Origin of the sequence: Pseudomonas sp. ANT_H12B (assembly GCF_008369325.1) — a bacterium.
Classification (GTDB): domain Bacteria; phylum Pseudomonadota; class Gammaproteobacteria; order Pseudomonadales; family Pseudomonadaceae; genus Aquipseudomonas.
Window position 1 is genome coordinate 230082 of the sequence record NZ_VOBI01000004.1, and the last position, 14269, is coordinate 244350.

Consider the following 14269-nt stretch of genomic DNA (forward strand, 5'->3'; position numbering starts at 1 on the left):
TGAATGACAAGCGACTCGAAGAAAGGGGACACGCTTTAAACACTATTTTTGCGTGGCAGCAGCGTTACCCAATAGCGCGTACGCGAATGCACCTCCAGCGGCAGGCTGGCCGCGAGCAGCGCCAGGATACGATCGGTATCTTGCAGACGAAAACTACCGGTGACGCGCAAGGATTCCAGTTCTGGCTCCCAGCGCAACACGCCCGGGCGATAGGTGCTGAGCTCGCGCAGAAAATCCCCCAAAGGCTGGTTCTGCGCCATCAACACACCTTCACGCCAGCCTGGGGCGAGCACGTCGAATGGCTCGACGCTGCCTGCACCCGCTGCCAGAAGGCTGACTTGCTGGCCTCCCCGCAACGAAAAGACCGATCCGCGCAAAGGCTGCAACTGCACCGTGCCTTTAAGCACTGACACCTTGCAGCCCGCCGGGCCCTGACGCACGCACACTTCGCTCTGACTGACGATCACTTGCCCGAAGTGCGTCAGGATCGTAAACGGCGAGGTCCCCGGCACATCCAGCGCTATCTCGCCTTCCACGAGCGTCAGTCGCCGGTTCTTCAGGTCAATATCGACCGCACTCGCGGTGTTCAATTGCAGCGAGCTGCCATCGGCCAGTTGGACTTTTTTGTCCTCACCGGTCGCAGTCCGCAGATCGGCGCTCCAGACATCCAAGGGTAACTGTCGACTGATCAGCCAGGCCGTCGGCACCAGCGCAACCGCCCCGACGGCGCGTTTGAGCACTGTGCGCCGATTCATTTGCTGCCGATCCAGACTGGCCATCGCCAGTGCCGACGGCAGGCCGGCAAAGCGTTGGCGCAAGAGTTGAGCTTTCTGCCAGGCTTGCTCATGACTGCTGTGGCTGTCGCGCCAGCTTTGCAGCTCAGCACGATCTCGCTCATTAGCCGAGCCGGATTCCATGAGCGCCAGCCACTGCGCGGCGGCCCGCACGACCTGGCGGGCTTCGGCCGAAGGTGCAGAACCGATCACAGCTCCACCAGCAGGCAGTGCTCGTAGGCTTGCGCCATGTAGCGCTTGACCGTGCGTTCCGAGACTTGCAGGCGCTCGGCGATCTCTTGATAACCCAGGCCTTCCAGTTGGCTCCAGAGGAACGCGCGCCGCACCGGGGTCGGCAGTCCATCGAGCAATTCGTCCATGGCTTGCAGGGTTTCCAACAGAATCCAGCGTTGTTCAGGGGACGGCACGCAGTCCTCAGGCAACAGCGCCAATGCACTGACGTAGGCCTGCTCAAGGCTTCGACGCTTATAGAAGTTGGTCAGCAGCCGCTTGCCCACTGTCGCCAGATAGGCGCGAGGCTCCTGCAGGTCGGCAATGCTCTGCGAGCTGGCGAGTAACCGCACAAACGTATCCTGACTCAGGTCCGCCGCATCACTGCCATTGCTCATACGCCGTCTCAACCAGCTTTCGAGCCAGCCACGATGGTCGCGGTACAGGTCGTGGAAATTTTGCGCCGCCGGCATCGCTGCATCACTCATATCAAGGAACCCTGCGCGAAGAAATATTTTAAATGCGACTCATTCTAATTAGTGATGTGACTCCAATCCAAGCCCTTTGTGCGATTTACACTGAGGAAACGCTTTAATAAGTGATTGAGAGGCGGACATTTCGGCCACGCAAGCCGCAGCTAAACGGCTCTGAGCGTTTTGAGAGGATTATTAAAAAAAGACAGGATTCATTGCTTATCCACACGGGTCGGCGGACGCAAAGACGTGAGGCTGCGAGAGAAAGAGAGGAAAAGCCAAATCGCAGACACAAAAAACCCCGATCTTTCGACCAGGGTCTTTGCTATCGACTCGAAGTAGACACTGGCTATACCAGTAGCTTTCTTCGTAGCTCCAAGGCGTTCAGCGGGCCTTGAGGCAGATATGGCGCAGCGGACGGGACTCGAACCCGCGACCCCCGGCGTGACAGGCCGGTATTCTAACCGACTGAACTACCGCTGCGTATCGCTTTGGACTTGCGTCCAGTTAACTCGTCTGATTGAAGGCTTCGAGGCTTTCAATCTCGAATCAGAGTAAATCTGACCCGGAAAATATGGCGCAGCGGACGGGACTCGAACCCGCGACCCCCGGCGTGACAGGCCGGTATTCTAACCGACTGAACTACCGCTGCGCGTCGGTGGAGGCTTTTTACAGCTTCCTTCCTGCTTTCGCAAGACTCAAGAAGTGGTGGGTGATGACGGGATCGAACCGCCGACATTCTGCTTGTAAGGCAGACGCTCTCCCAGCTGAGCTAATCACCCTTTGCTTCTCTGAGGCCGCGAAATTTACGCAGGTACCGAAGCTAAGTCAATAGCCTGCTTGAAGTTTTTCTGAAAAAGACAAAATCGTGTCATTTCCCGCAGGACTACCAACGGCCGCCTGCAACCTCAAGCCGCACCTGCCGCGGCCTCGGCTCTGACTACTCGCTGTAAATCATCTTCTTGGTCATGCCGCCATCGACCACGAACTCCTGGCCAGTGACAAAACCGGCGTTCTTCGACAGCAGCCAGGCCACCATCGCCGCTACGTCCTCGACCGTCCCTACCCTGCCCGCCGGATGCTGGGCATGGTCGGCATCGGTCAGCGGCTCTGCACGCCGAACAGACGGGTCTCGCGTATCGATCCAGCCGGGACTGACGGCATTGACGCGGATTTCCGGGCCAAGGCTGATGGCCAGAGCGTGAGTCAGGGCCAACAGGCCGCCCTTGCTCGCCGCGTAAGCTTCTGTGTCAGGCTCCGACTGCCCGGCGCGGGTCGAGGCCAGATTGACGATTGCACCGCTGTGAGCACGCAGATACGGCGCACAGTGCTTGGCTAGCAGCATTGGCCCACCGAGGTTCACCGCCAACACCCGATTCCAGTAAGCCAGATCGAGGCTCTCCAGGGTGATGTTGTGCGGATCGGCAACCGCCGCATTGCACACCAGCGCATCCAGACGCCCAAACTGCCCCAGCACCTCCGCGACGCCCAACGCCACCTGCCCTTCGTTCGCTACGTCCATGGCGATGAACCAGGCGTTGTCGCCGAGCACCTTCGCCACTTTCGAACCGCGCACTCGATCCAGATCCGTAAGCACCACTTGCCAGCCTTCGCTGATCAACCAGGCGGCGATACCCAGACCAATGCCCCGCGCAGCACCGGTGACCAGCGCAACGCGGCCATTGGTGCCGGTGCCCGGCGTGGACAACTCGATCACAAGGCGGCCAACCCGCGCGCCAGATCGGCTTGCAGGTCTGCCACGTCTTCCAGGCCGACCGCGATGCGGATCAGGCTGTCACGAATGCCCGCCGCTTCACGCTCTTGCGGCGCCAGACGGCCATGGGAGGTGGTGCTCGGGTGTGTGATGGTGGTCTTGGTGTCGCCGAGGTTGGCGGTGATGGAAATCAGACGGGTTGCATCGATGAAGCGCCAGGCGCCCTCTTTACCGCCCTTGACCTCGAAACTCACGACCGCACCGAAGCCCTTCTGCTGACGCTGGGCCAGTTCGTGCTGCGGATGGCTCTTGAGGCCGGCGTAATGGACTTTCTCGATGCCGTCCTGCTGCTCCAGCCATTCGGCCAGTTGCTGGGCGTTGGCGCAGTGCGCCTTCATGCGCAGGCCCAGCGTTTCCAGGCCCTTGAGAAAAATCCAGGCATTGAACGGGCTAAGGGTCGGCCCGGCGGTGCGCAGGAAACCGACCACTTCTTTCATCTGTTCGCTGCGACCGGCCACAACGCCCCCCATGCAACGACCCTGGCCGTCGATGAACTTGGTCGCCGAGTGCACGACGATGTCCGCGCCCATCTTCAGTGGCTGCTGCAAGGCAGGTGTGCAGAAGCAGTTGTCGACCACCAGCATCGCACCTTTGGCGTGAGCGATTTTCGACAGCTCGGCGATGTCCACCAACTCGGCCAATGGGTTGGATGGCGATTCGACGAACAGCAATTTGGTGTTGGGCTTGATCGCCGCATCCCAGCCGGACAAGTCCGCCAAAGGCACGTAATCGACTTCGATGCCGAAGCGCTTAAAGTACTTTTCGAACAGGCTGATGGTCGAACCGAACACGCTGCGTGACACCAGTACATGATCACCGGCGCTGCACAGGCTCATCACCACCGCCATGATCGCGGCCATGCCGGTGGCCGTGGCCACGGCTTGCTCGGCGCTCTCTAGCGCAGCGATGCGTTCTTCGAACGCGCGTACGGTCGGGTTGGTGTAGCGCGAGTAAACGTTGCCCGGCACTTCCCCGGCAAAGCGCGCCGCCGCGTCAGCAGCGGTACGGAATACATAGCTGGAAGTGAAGAACATCGGATCACCGTGTTCACCTTCCGGCGTACGGTGCTGACCGGCGCGAACGGCCAGGGTATCGAACGCTACGCCTTCGAGGTCGCTGTCCAGCCGACCGGCATCCCAATCCTGACTCATGCTGTCACTCCTTGCCTTGCTCGTTTGGTAGATACAAAACCGGCCCCTCAGGGCCGGTAGTTACTCAGTTGTTATACAGATCGATGATCGCACTGACTGCCTGCGTCTTGACCTTGGAAGCATCATTACGTGCCTGCTCGATCTTGTTCAGGTAAGCCTCGTCGATGTCGCCGGTCACGTATTCGCCGTCGAACACCGCGCAATCGAACTTCTCGATCTTGATCTTGCCGCCACCAACCGCTTCGATCAAGTCAGGCAAGTCCTGATAGATCAGCCAGTCAGCGCCGATCAGGTCGGCCACGTCCTGGGTCGAACGGTTGTGCGCGATCAGCTCATGGGCACTCGGCATGTCAATGCCGTAGACGTTCGGGTAGCGAACGGCCGGTGCCGCGGAGCAGAAGTAGACGTTTTTGGCGCCGGCTTCGCGAGCCATCTGGATGATCTGCTTGCAAGTGGTGCCGCGAACGATCGAGTCGTCGACCAGCATCACGTTCTTGCCGCGGAATTCCAGTTCGATGGCGTTGAGCTTCTGGCGTACGGATTTTTTCCGTGCGGCCTGGCCCGGCATGATAAAGGTGCGGCCGATGTAGCGGTTCTTCACGAAGCCTTCTCGGAACTTGACGCCCAGGTGGTTCGCCAGTTCCAGGGCCGCCGTGCGGCTGGTGTCCGGGATCGGGATGACCACGTCGATGTCGTGCTCCGGACGCTCGCGCAGGATCTTCTCGGCGAGTTTCTCGCCCATGCGCAGACGGGCCTTGTAGACCGACACGCCGTCGATGATCGAGTCCGGACGCGCCAGGTAGACGTGTTCGAAAATGCATGGGGTCAGGGACGGGTTGGTCGCACATTGACGGGTATGCAGCTTGCCGTCTTCAGTGATGTAGACCGCTTCGCCCGGCGCCAAGTCGCGAATCAGGGTGAAACCGAGCACATCCAGGGAAACACTTTCGGAGGCGATCATGTACTCGACGCCTTCGTCGGTGTGACGCTGACCAAAGACGATCGGGCGGATGCCGTGCGGGTCGCGGAAACCGACGATGCCGTAACCGGTGATCATCGCCACGACCGCGTAACCACCAACGCAACGGTTGTGCACGTCAGTGACGGCAGCGAACACGTCTTCTTCGGTTGGCTGCAACTTGCCGCGCTGGGCCAGTTCGTGTGCGAACACGTTGAGCAGCACTTCCGAATCGGAATTGGTGTTGACGTGGCGCAGGTCAGATTCGTAAATCTCCTTGGCCAGCTGTTCAACGTTGGTCAGGTTACCGTTATGCGCCAGGGTGATGCCATAAGGCGAGTTGACGTAAAACGGTTGAGCTTCGGCCGAGGTCGAACTGCCCGCGGTCGGGTAACGCACATGGCCAATACCCATGTGGCCGACCAGGCGCTGCATGTGACGCTGATGGAACACGTCACGCACCAGGCCATTGTCCTTGCGCAGGAATAACCGGCCATCATGGCTGGTCACGATACCGGCAGCGTCCTGGCCGCGGTGCTGGAGGACGGTTAGCGCGTCATACAGCGCCTGATTGACGTTCGACTTACCGACGATACCGACGATGCCACACATGCGACGCAACCCCTACTTAATGGATCTGAACTGAACACAACTCACTGAGGCGTTTTGGCCATCGGCAAGAGGTGTTCCTTGAACGGTATATCAGCGGGTACGCTGATTCCGCTGGCAAGCCACTGACTGCTCCACCCGAGGATCAGGTTTTTGGACCAGTCTGCAACCAATAGAAATTTTGGCACGAGCTGTGACTCTTTCCACCACCCGTCCTGCTGTACCGGCCCCAGGCTCAACAGCCCGACCGCCACAACCACCAGCAACACGCCACGCGCGGCGCCGAAGGCCATGCCGAGGAATCGATCGGTCCCGGACAGCCCGGTGACGCGAACCAACTCGCCGATAAGATAATTGATCATTGCGCCTACGATTAACGTGGCGACAAACATGATGGCACAGCCCGTGATCACACGAGCCGATGGCGTTTCGATGTATCCGGCGAGGTACTCGGACAATGAACCACCGAACATCCAGGCGACGACTCCTGCGATGATCCAGGTCACCAGCGATAATGCTTCTTTGACGAAGCCGCGGCTCAGACTGATCAACGCGGAGATGGCGACGATTGCAACGATCGCCCAGTCAACCCAGGTAAATGGCACAGTGCAGCCTACAGACGGATAAGGCGGCGCATTTTAGCAGAGCCCGTGCTTATCGGTAAGCTGCGATTTTCAGTGCATTTCAAATCGGGGCGATAGTTTTAACCACGCTCAGGCTGGAAACGCACCACAAAACCCTTGAGGTTCTTCTGGCGGCCCAACAAGTCACGCAGACGATCGGCTTCTGCCCGCTCGATCAGCGGCCCGACAAACACCCGATTCTTGCCATCGGCGGTGCGGATATAGGCGTTATAGCCCTCACTGCGCAGGGTTTTCTGGAGGCTTTCTGCACTCGCACGGCTCGTCAGACTGGCCAGTTGCACCGACCAGCTGACCGACAGGCCATTGGCATCGACGCGGCTTTGGCTGGCGTCCGGCTTGCCCGGTGCGGCCGCGATTGGCTGGGAAGGCGCCGTTGCAGGTTTGGCGGCCAACGCAGGCGCCGGCGCAGGTGGCGGCGTGACCGGTTTGGCGGCAGGTGCCGGAGCCACGGGTGCGCTCGGCGCAATCGGCGCAGAGGGCGCTTCCTGCTGAGCGATTTCGTCGTCGCTAGGCACGGGTTCCTGCGGCAAGGCTTGCGGCTCAGGCACCACCACCGGCTCGACCTGAACTTGCGGCACTGAAGGCGCTTGCGGCGCCGCCGGGGCTTCGACCGTGACCTGACGCTGCTCATCCTGACGGGAAAACAGCATCGGCAGGAAAATCACCGCCAACGCCACCAGAACCAGGGCGCCAACCATGCGCTGTTTGTATGACTTATCCAGCAATGCCATTTGCCGCTTCCTCCGTGGAGCGCCGGGCCAGCCATTCCAGGGCCTCGGCGACACAATAAAATGATCCGAACAACAGAATCTCGTCGTCGCTCGACGCCAGTGCGCACTGCCCTTCCAGGGCGGCGGCCACACTGTCATAGGACGTTACCGAAGCACCAAGGTTCTGCAACGCCCCGTACAAATCGGCAACCGGGCGTGCCCGCGGCGAATCCAGCGGCGCAACCGCCCAATGCTGGACACTAGCATTCAATTCGCCGATAACACCATCCAGATCCTTGTCCGAAAGCAATCCGAACACGGCCAGACGCTTGCCGGCCGGCGGTCGACTGGCCAGACGGCGAGCCAGATATTCTGCCGCGTGCGGGTTATGCCCCACATCCAGCAACAGGTTCAGACGCTTGCCCTGCCAGTCGAACTGGCGGCGATCGAGACGACCGACCACCCGCGTCGCTGTCAGCGCATCAACAATTTGCGCATCCACCCAAGGCAAACCGAGCAACAGGTACGCCTGCAACGCCAGCGCAGCGTTTTCCATCGGCAGATCGAGCAGCGGCAGATCATGCAGCTCAACCACACGCCCTTGCACATCAAGACCGCGCCATTGCCAGTTGTGATTGGTGATGCCGAGGTCAAAATCGCGTCCGCGCAGGAAAAACGGGCAATTGAGTTCGCGCGCCTTATCCAGCAGAGGTTGTGGGGGATTCAGATCGCCACAGAGCGCAGGCGCGCCCTGGCGGAAGATGCCGGCTTTTTCGTAAGCCACAGATTCACGGGTATCGCCAAGGTAGTCCGCATGATCGACGCCAATGCTGGTGACCAGCGCCATATCGGCATCCACCACGTTGACCGTGTCCAGACGTCCACCCAGGCCGACTTCCAGCACCACGGCATCGAGACCGGCCTGTTGAAACAGCCAGAACGCCGCCAGGGTACCCATTTCGAAATAAGTCAGGGAAGTGTCGCCACGGCCCGCCTCGACCGCCACGAAGGCTTCGCACAGCTCGGCGTCAGTGGCTTCGACGCCATTGACCTGCACCCGCTCGTTGTAACGCAGCAGGTGCGGAGAATTGTAGACACCGACTTTCAGGCCCTGCGCACGTAGCAACGAAGCCACGAATGCGCAGGTAGAACCCTTGCCGTTGGTGCCGGTGACCGTGATCACCCGAGGCGCCGGCTTGCCCAGTCCCATGCGGGACGCTACCTGTTGCGAGCGCTCAAGGCCCATGTCGATGGCCGAAGGGTGCAACTGCTCAAGGTAGGCGAGCCACTCGCCAAGGGTACGTTGGGTCATATGTTGGCAGGCACCGGCGGAACCACGATTGGCTCGATGGGTGCGGCGATGAATTTCGGCGTCGGCAGGCCCATCATTTGTGCCAGCAGGTTGCCCAGACGCGGACGCAGTTCCTGACGATGAATGATCATGTCGATTGCACCGTGCTCCAGCAAGAATTCGCTGCGCTGGAAGCCTTCCGGCAGTTTTTCACGCACGGTTTGCTCGATCACGCGCGGACCGGCAAAGCCGATCAGGGCTTTCGGCTCACCGACAATCACGTCGCCCAGCATTGCCAGACTGGCGGAAACACCACCGTAGACCGGGTCGGTCAGGACGGAGATGAACGGAATGCCTTCTTCGCGCAGACGCGCCAGTACCGCGGAGGTCTTGGCCATTTGCATCAGCGAGATCAGGGCTTCCTGCATCCGCGCACCACCGGAGGCGGCGAAGCAGATCATCGGGCAACGGTTTTCCAGCGCGTAGTTGGCAGCGCGAACGAAGCGCTCACCGACGATGGCACCCATCGAACCACCCATGAAGGAGAATTCGAAAGCCGACACCACAACCGGCATGCCCAGCAGGGAGCCACTCATGGAGATCAGTGCGTCTTTTTCGCCGGTCGCTTTTTGCGCGGCGGTCAGGCGATCCTTGTACTTCTTGCCGTCGCGGAATTTCAGACGGTCAACCGGCTCCAGGTCCGCGCCCAGTTCGGCACGGCCTTCAGCGTCGAGGAAAATGTCGATGCGCGCGCGTGCGCCGATACGCATGTGGTGGTTGCACTTGGGGCAGACGTCCAGGGTCTTTTCCAGCTCCGGACGATACAGCACAGCCTCGCAAGACGGGCATTTGTGCCACAGACCTTCAGGCACCGAGCTCTTCTTGACCTCGGAACGCATGATCGAAGGGATCAGTTTGTCTACTAACCAGTTGCTCATGCTTTCTTTCTCCAGTACCGGCGGCCCGAACGCTCTGTTCGCAGCCCCGCGTATGCCCTTGAGCTAAATTCATGTGTGTGGCGATGATCAATGAATGGCCGGGTCAGTGAAGCGTGACCTGCGTACAACCCATCAATCCTCAGCCGTACCTGCTTTGTGCAGCGCAGTGCATTTTGGGACGGCGGCAGTCTGCCAGCCGTCACATCAACTACGTGCTACTACGTACAGCTTTAATGAATGCCTGAATCTTTGCGTGATCCTTGATGCCCTTGCTCGCCTCTACCCCACCGCTGACATCGACCGCGTACGGCCGAACCCGAGCAATTGCCTCGGCGACGTTATCCGCAGTCAAACCGCCAGCGAGGATGATCGGCTTGCTCACGCCTTGCGGTATCAGTGACCAGTCGAATGCTTCGCCGGTTCCGCCGGGAACGCCTTCGACATAGGTGTCGAGCAAAATACCGCTGGCGCTGGCATAAGCGTCGCAACCGGCCGCGATGTCATCTCCGGCCTTGACCCGCAGCGCCTTGATGTACGGCCGGTGCCAGCCTTCGCAGTCAGCCGCGCTTTCGTCACCATGGAACTGCAACAGGTCCAGCGGCACGGCATCGAGGATTTCCCCCAGTTCGCAGCGGCTGGCATTGACGAACAAACCCACGGTGGTCACGAACGGCGGCAGCGCCTTGATGATCGAGCGCGCCTGCTGAAACGTCACGGCCCGCGGGCTTTTGGCGTAGAACACAAACCCGATGGCATCGGCCCCGGCTTCGACCGCTGCCAACGCATCTTCTATGCGGGTAATCCCACAAATCTTGCTGCGAACGGCCGACATGTCGATAGAACCCCAAGGTAATTCCGAGAAAGTCCCGGATGGTAACAAAAGCGTTCGAGGGCGTCAGCCGTCAAGTTCCGAGAAGCCGGTCAGGAAGTGTGGGCCGATGTAACGCTCGGGCAGTTGGAACTCGTCGCGGTACTCGACCTGCACCAGGTACAGGCCATACGGATGCGCCGTCACCCCACCGGAACGGCGAATGCGGCTCTCCAGCACTTCTTTCATCCACTCCACCGGGCGCTCGCCAGCACCAATGGTCATCAGCACGCCGGCGATATTGCGCACCATGTGGTGCAGAAATGCACTGGCGCGGATGTCCAGCACGATCATCTTGCCGTGGCGCGTGACGCGCAGGTGATGCAGCTCCTTGATCGGCGACTTGGCCTGGCACTGCCCAGCGCGGAACGCACTGAAGTCATGGGTGCCGACCAGATACTGCGCCGCCTCGGCCATGCGCTCGACGTCGAGCGGACGGTGGTTCCAGGTAATTTCTTCGTTCAGGTGCGCCGGACGGATCTGATCGTTGTAGATCACGTAGCGATAGCGCCTGGCGATCGCCTTGAACCGCGCATGAAAATGCGCCGGCATGACCTTGGCCCAGCTGACACTGACGTCGTGGGGCAAGTTGATATTGGCGCCCATGACCCAGGCTTTCATCGAGCGCTCGACCTGAGTATCGAAATGCACCACCTGGCCGCAGGCATGCACGCCGGCATCGGTACGCCCGGCGCAGAGCAGCGACACGGGCGAGTCGGCGACTTTGGACAAGGCCTTTTCGAGGGTTTCCTGCACGGTGAGCACGCCGGAGGCCTGGCGTTGCCAGCCGCGGTAACGCGAGCCTTTATATTCAACGCCCAACGCGATCCGGAAAAAGCCGTCGGCCGCCAGTTCGGCGGCCGGATTATCTATATTTGCCAAGGAGTGACAGCCTGCTGATGTACGCAAAGGCGGGCATTATAAGGCTGCTGGACCGGGACGCCAGTGCAACAGCGGTTGATCGTTCCCACGCTCTGCGTGGAAATGACTTCAGGGACGCTCCGCGTTCCGCTTGTGGAGGTGACGCAGAGCGTCACGGGATGCATTCCCACGCAGGAGCGTGGGAACGATCTGTCGTGGACTTGAAACAAAAACGGCAGCCTCGATGGGCTGCCGCTTTGTTTACGCCTTACCGATCAATCAAGCCAGACGCGAAAGCATGTCCTTGGCTTCGCTCTTCTGACCGTCGTCACCCTCGGTCACCACTTCGTTGAGGATGTCCCGGGCGCCGTCGGCGTCGCCCATGTCAATGTAGGCCTGCGCCAGATCGAGTTTGGTCGCGACTTCGTCGGTGCCGGAAAGGAAGTCGAATTCCGGCTCGTCAGCCGCGGAGGCCATAGCGTCTTCCGCGGTGAAGGTCGGCTCACCAATGCTCTGGGACAGACGATCCAGCTCGGCGTTGACGTCTTCCAGTTCGGCTGCAAACGCGTCCGGAGCTTCAGGGGCATCCATTTCATCGGCCAGCGACAGGTCGAAATCGGCCGGCAGCTCCAGATCATCCAGTACAACTTCCGGGACGACCGGCGCATCAGCGACAGGCAAGTCCTTGACGTCGTCATCGAGGCTCAACAGGAAATCGTCTTCGGCCAGGGTCGCTGGAGAGGCATTGCCACCGAGGTCCATGTCCAGATCGAAGTCCGAGAGGTCGTCGAGGTTTTCCTTGATTTCGGTTTGCTGCTGCAACACCGACTCGAAGCTCAAGTCGTCGTCCAGCGGGAAGTCTTCCAGCTCGGCCGCAGTCTCAGGCTCGGGTGCAGCAACCAGCGCCGGAGAAGCAGCTTCCAGATCATCCAGACTCAGATCATCGTCCAGCGGGAAGTCTTCCAGCTCTGCCACGGTCTCTGGTTCTGGTGCAGCCACCGCCGGTGGAACGGTTTCCAGATCATCCAGACTCAAATCGAAGGCGCTGTCGAAGTCGTCATCAGTCAATGCCGGTGCAGGCGCTTCAGGCTCATCCAGCAACAGGTCCTTGACGTATTGCGCGTCCAGCTCGGCGGCGATGGCAGCGGCAGCGATACCGCCGGCAGCAGCAATGGCCATGGCCGGGAAGCGGCTTTTCAGTTTCTCGACCTGGGAGAAGTTGTCACCGTTGGCCACCAGCTGACGCTCCTGGGCGACGAACGCATCACGGTCGCCCTGCTGACCGTAGACTTCCATCAGCTTGAGGCGCAGGTCACTGCGCTGCGGCTCTTGCTTGATGCCATCTTCGAGCAATGCGGCCGCCTGATTCAGACGACCGGCAGTGATGTGCGACTGCGCCTTGCTCAACACGTCGGCATCGCGTTCGGCAGCAGGCGATACCAGAGGCGCAGCGATCGGCGGCGTTACCACGACCGGAGCGATTACCGGAGCGGGCGCCGGGGCTGGAGCAGGCGTTGGCGCGGTCGCGAGCTTCACGCTCGGCGACGGTACTTCCAGACCTTCGAAGCTGTTTTCTGGCAGGTCGTGGTCAACGGAAAACTCCTGCTCCTCAGACAAGGCACGAGCCATGCGCAGATGCTTCTCGGCTTCTTGCTGGGCTTTGCGACGACGGGCCAGCAACAACAACAAGAGCAGCAGAACCACCGCACCGCCGCCGACCAGACCCAGCAGCACCGGATTGGTCAGCAGTTCGTTGAATTTCTGATCGTCCGAGACCGCAGGCGTTGGTTCGACTGGTTTCTCGACCGGAGCCGGAGTTGCCTCTGGCGCAGCAGCCTCAGGTGCAGGCGTTGCAGCAGGATTGGCTGCCAATTCCGCCGATATCGCCGGAGTAGTAGCAGTAGCAGCCGGGGCACCCGCAGCACCTTCAGCCTGCAACTTGGCCAATTGATTGTTCTTCAACTCGATCAGACGCTGCAGCTTGTCCAGCTGACTTTGCAGATCAGTCATGCGGCTTTTCAGTTCGGCGTTGTCACGACGGGTCGTGTCGAGGCTTTCCTGGGTCACGGCCAGCTTGTTGCTCAAATTCTTGGCATCACCGGCGGCGCCTTTGCCACCGGCCTTGCCGGACTCGGCAGAGACCAGGCTCAGCTTGTCCGTAGCCGCTTGCGACGACGGGCCCTCACCACGAGCGCGGTTGGTGGCATCAAGTTGCTGCTGCCCGGAGCCAGGCTTGGCGACATAGCGACGCCCCTGACGCCACGCCGTGTTCTGCGCGTGCACTTCGGCAATGGCTTTAGGTTGCGGCAGGTTGGTGCTCTGGGCCTGATCCGGCAGACGCAGCACCTGACCGGTTTTCAATCGGTTGATGTTGCCGTCGATAAAGGCATCCGGGTTCAGTGCCTGGATGGCCAGCATGGTTTGTTGAACCGAGCCGCCATTGCGCGCCTTCGCAGCGATTTCCCATAGGGTATCGCGCGGCGTGGTGGTGTACTGGGTCGGTTTGGTCGCGCCGGTCACTGGCGCAGTGACGGTTTGAGTCGGCGCAGGCTGCGCAGCCGCGTCAGCGGTCTGCGGCGAGAATTTGGACGGATCGAGCAGCACGCTGTAATCGCGCAACAGACGACCGTTGGGCCACATCACTTGAACCAGGAATTTCACCATCGGTTCGGAGAGGGGTTTGCTGGACGTCACCCGCAGGATGCTTTTGCCGCTGGCGTTGAGCACCGGGGTAAAGGTCAGGTCATTGAGAAACGCCTGGCGATCGACACCGGCCTTGGCGAAATCTTCGGGCGAAGCCAGGCTCGGCACCACTTCGGCAGCGGTGAGGCCCTTGACGTCGAGCAACTCGATTTCTGCCACCAGGGGCTGGTTCAGCGTCGACTTCAGGGTCAGTTCCCCGAGCCCGAGGGCATGCGCCATACCGGAGGACAGCGCCGAGGCGGCCGCTATTGCTAACACCAGTTTGCGAACTTGAACCATAGCCTC

12 protein-coding genes and 3 tRNA genes are annotated in these 14269 nt (G+C 60.5%); all 15 read right to left on the bottom strand.

Going from position 1 to position 14269, the window contains the following annotated elements:
- Positions 1–35: 35 nt before the first annotated feature.
- A complete protein-coding gene (locus tag FQ185_RS08670) occupies positions 36–986 on the bottom strand; it encodes a FecR domain-containing protein (RefSeq protein WP_149417069.1) in 951 nt (316 codons plus the stop codon).
- Positions 983–1492 (bottom strand): sigma-70 family RNA polymerase sigma factor, encoded by a 510-nt coding sequence (locus FQ185_RS08675; RefSeq protein ID WP_149417070.1) that lies wholly within the window; start codon positions 1490–1492, stop codon positions 983–985. The genes FQ185_RS08670 and FQ185_RS08675 overlap by 4 nt, the downstream gene beginning before the upstream one ends.
- 391 nt (positions 1493–1883) lie before the next feature.
- Positions 1884–1960 (bottom strand) — tRNA-Asp (locus tag FQ185_RS08680).
- Positions 1961–2052: 92 nt separating this feature from the next.
- A tRNA-Asp gene (locus tag FQ185_RS08685) sits at positions 2053–2129 on the bottom strand.
- A gap of 54 nt (positions 2130–2183) precedes the next feature.
- A tRNA-Val gene (locus tag FQ185_RS08690) sits at positions 2184–2259 on the bottom strand.
- 158 nt (positions 2260–2417) lie between these two features.
- On the bottom strand, positions 2418–3194 hold the full coding sequence (locus FQ185_RS08695; RefSeq protein WP_149417071.1) for an SDR family oxidoreductase: 777 nt from the start codon (positions 3192–3194) through the stop codon (positions 2418–2420).
- Positions 3191–4402, bottom strand: coding sequence for an O-succinylhomoserine sulfhydrylase (locus FQ185_RS08700; RefSeq protein ID WP_149417072.1), 1212 nt, complete (start codon positions 4400–4402; stop codon positions 3191–3193). Before FQ185_RS08700 ends, FQ185_RS08695 begins: the two co-directional genes overlap by 4 nt.
- A 64-nt stretch (positions 4403–4466) precedes the next feature.
- On the bottom strand, positions 4467–5972 hold the full coding sequence (gene purF, locus FQ185_RS08705) for an amidophosphoribosyltransferase (RefSeq protein ID WP_149417073.1): 1506 nt from the start codon (positions 5970–5972) through the stop codon (positions 4467–4469).
- Positions 5973–6013: 41 nt separating this feature from the next.
- Entirely contained in the window at positions 6014–6574 is a 561-nt protein-coding gene (locus tag FQ185_RS08710; RefSeq protein ID WP_149417074.1) for a CvpA family protein, read from the bottom strand.
- 98 nt (positions 6575–6672) lie between these two features.
- On the bottom strand, positions 6673–7344 hold the full coding sequence (locus FQ185_RS08715) for an SPOR domain-containing protein (protein ID WP_149417075.1): 672 nt from the start codon (positions 7342–7344) through the stop codon (positions 6673–6675).
- Entirely contained in the window at positions 7328–8635 is a 1308-nt protein-coding gene (gene folC / locus FQ185_RS08720; RefSeq protein ID WP_149417076.1) for a bifunctional tetrahydrofolate synthase/dihydrofolate synthase, read from the bottom strand. The genes FQ185_RS08715 and folC overlap by 17 nt, the downstream gene beginning before the upstream one ends.
- On the bottom strand, positions 8632–9552 hold the full coding sequence (gene accD, locus FQ185_RS08725) for an acetyl-CoA carboxylase, carboxyltransferase subunit beta (RefSeq protein ID WP_149417077.1): 921 nt from the start codon (positions 9550–9552) through the stop codon (positions 8632–8634). Before accD ends, folC begins: the two co-directional genes overlap by 4 nt.
- 208 nt (positions 9553–9760) lie before the next feature.
- Positions 9761–10384, bottom strand: a complete 624-nt coding sequence (locus FQ185_RS08730; RefSeq protein ID WP_149417078.1) for a phosphoribosylanthranilate isomerase — start codon at positions 10382–10384, stop codon at positions 9761–9763.
- Between the two features lie 63 nt (positions 10385–10447).
- The gene (gene truA / locus FQ185_RS08735; RefSeq protein ID WP_149417079.1) at positions 10448–11302 is read right to left on the bottom strand and encodes a tRNA pseudouridine(38-40) synthase TruA; all 855 of its coding nucleotides are present in this window, start codon (positions 11300–11302) and stop codon (positions 10448–10450) included.
- Positions 11303–11560: 258 nt separating this feature from the next.
- Positions 11561–14263, bottom strand: a complete 2703-nt coding sequence (locus FQ185_RS08740; RefSeq protein WP_149417080.1) for a FimV/HubP family polar landmark protein — start codon at positions 14261–14263, stop codon at positions 11561–11563.
- Positions 14264–14269 lie beyond the last annotated feature (6 nt).

Excerpts from the sequence above, each read along its gene's own strand:
- FQ185_RS08740 (WP_149417080.1), bottom strand. The coding sequence starts at position 14,263 with ATGGTTCAAGTTCGCAAACTGGTGTTAGCAATAGCGGCCGCCTCGGCG.
- FQ185_RS08700 (WP_149417072.1), bottom strand. The coding sequence starts at position 4,402 with ATGAGTCAGGATTGGGATGCCGGTCGGCTGGACAGCGACCTCGAAGGC.
- FQ185_RS08730 (WP_149417078.1), bottom strand. The coding sequence starts at position 10,384 with ATGTCGGCCGTTCGCAGCAAGATTTGTGGGATTACCCGCATAGAAGAT.
- accD (WP_149417077.1), bottom strand. The coding sequence starts at position 9,552 with ATGAGCAACTGGTTAGTAGACAAACTGATCCCTTCGATCATGCGTTCC.
- purF (WP_149417073.1), bottom strand. The coding sequence starts at position 5,972 with ATGTGTGGCATCGTCGGTATCGTCGGTAAGTCGAACGTCAATCAGGCG.
- FQ185_RS08715 (WP_149417075.1), bottom strand. The coding sequence starts at position 7,344 with ATGGCATTGCTGGATAAGTCATACAAACAGCGCATGGTTGGCGCCCTG.
- FQ185_RS08675 (WP_149417070.1), bottom strand. The coding sequence starts at position 1,492 with ATGAGTGATGCAGCGATGCCGGCGGCGCAAAATTTCCACGACCTGTAC.
- folC (WP_149417076.1), bottom strand. The coding sequence starts at position 8,635 with ATGACCCAACGTACCCTTGGCGAGTGGCTCGCCTACCTTGAGCAGTTG.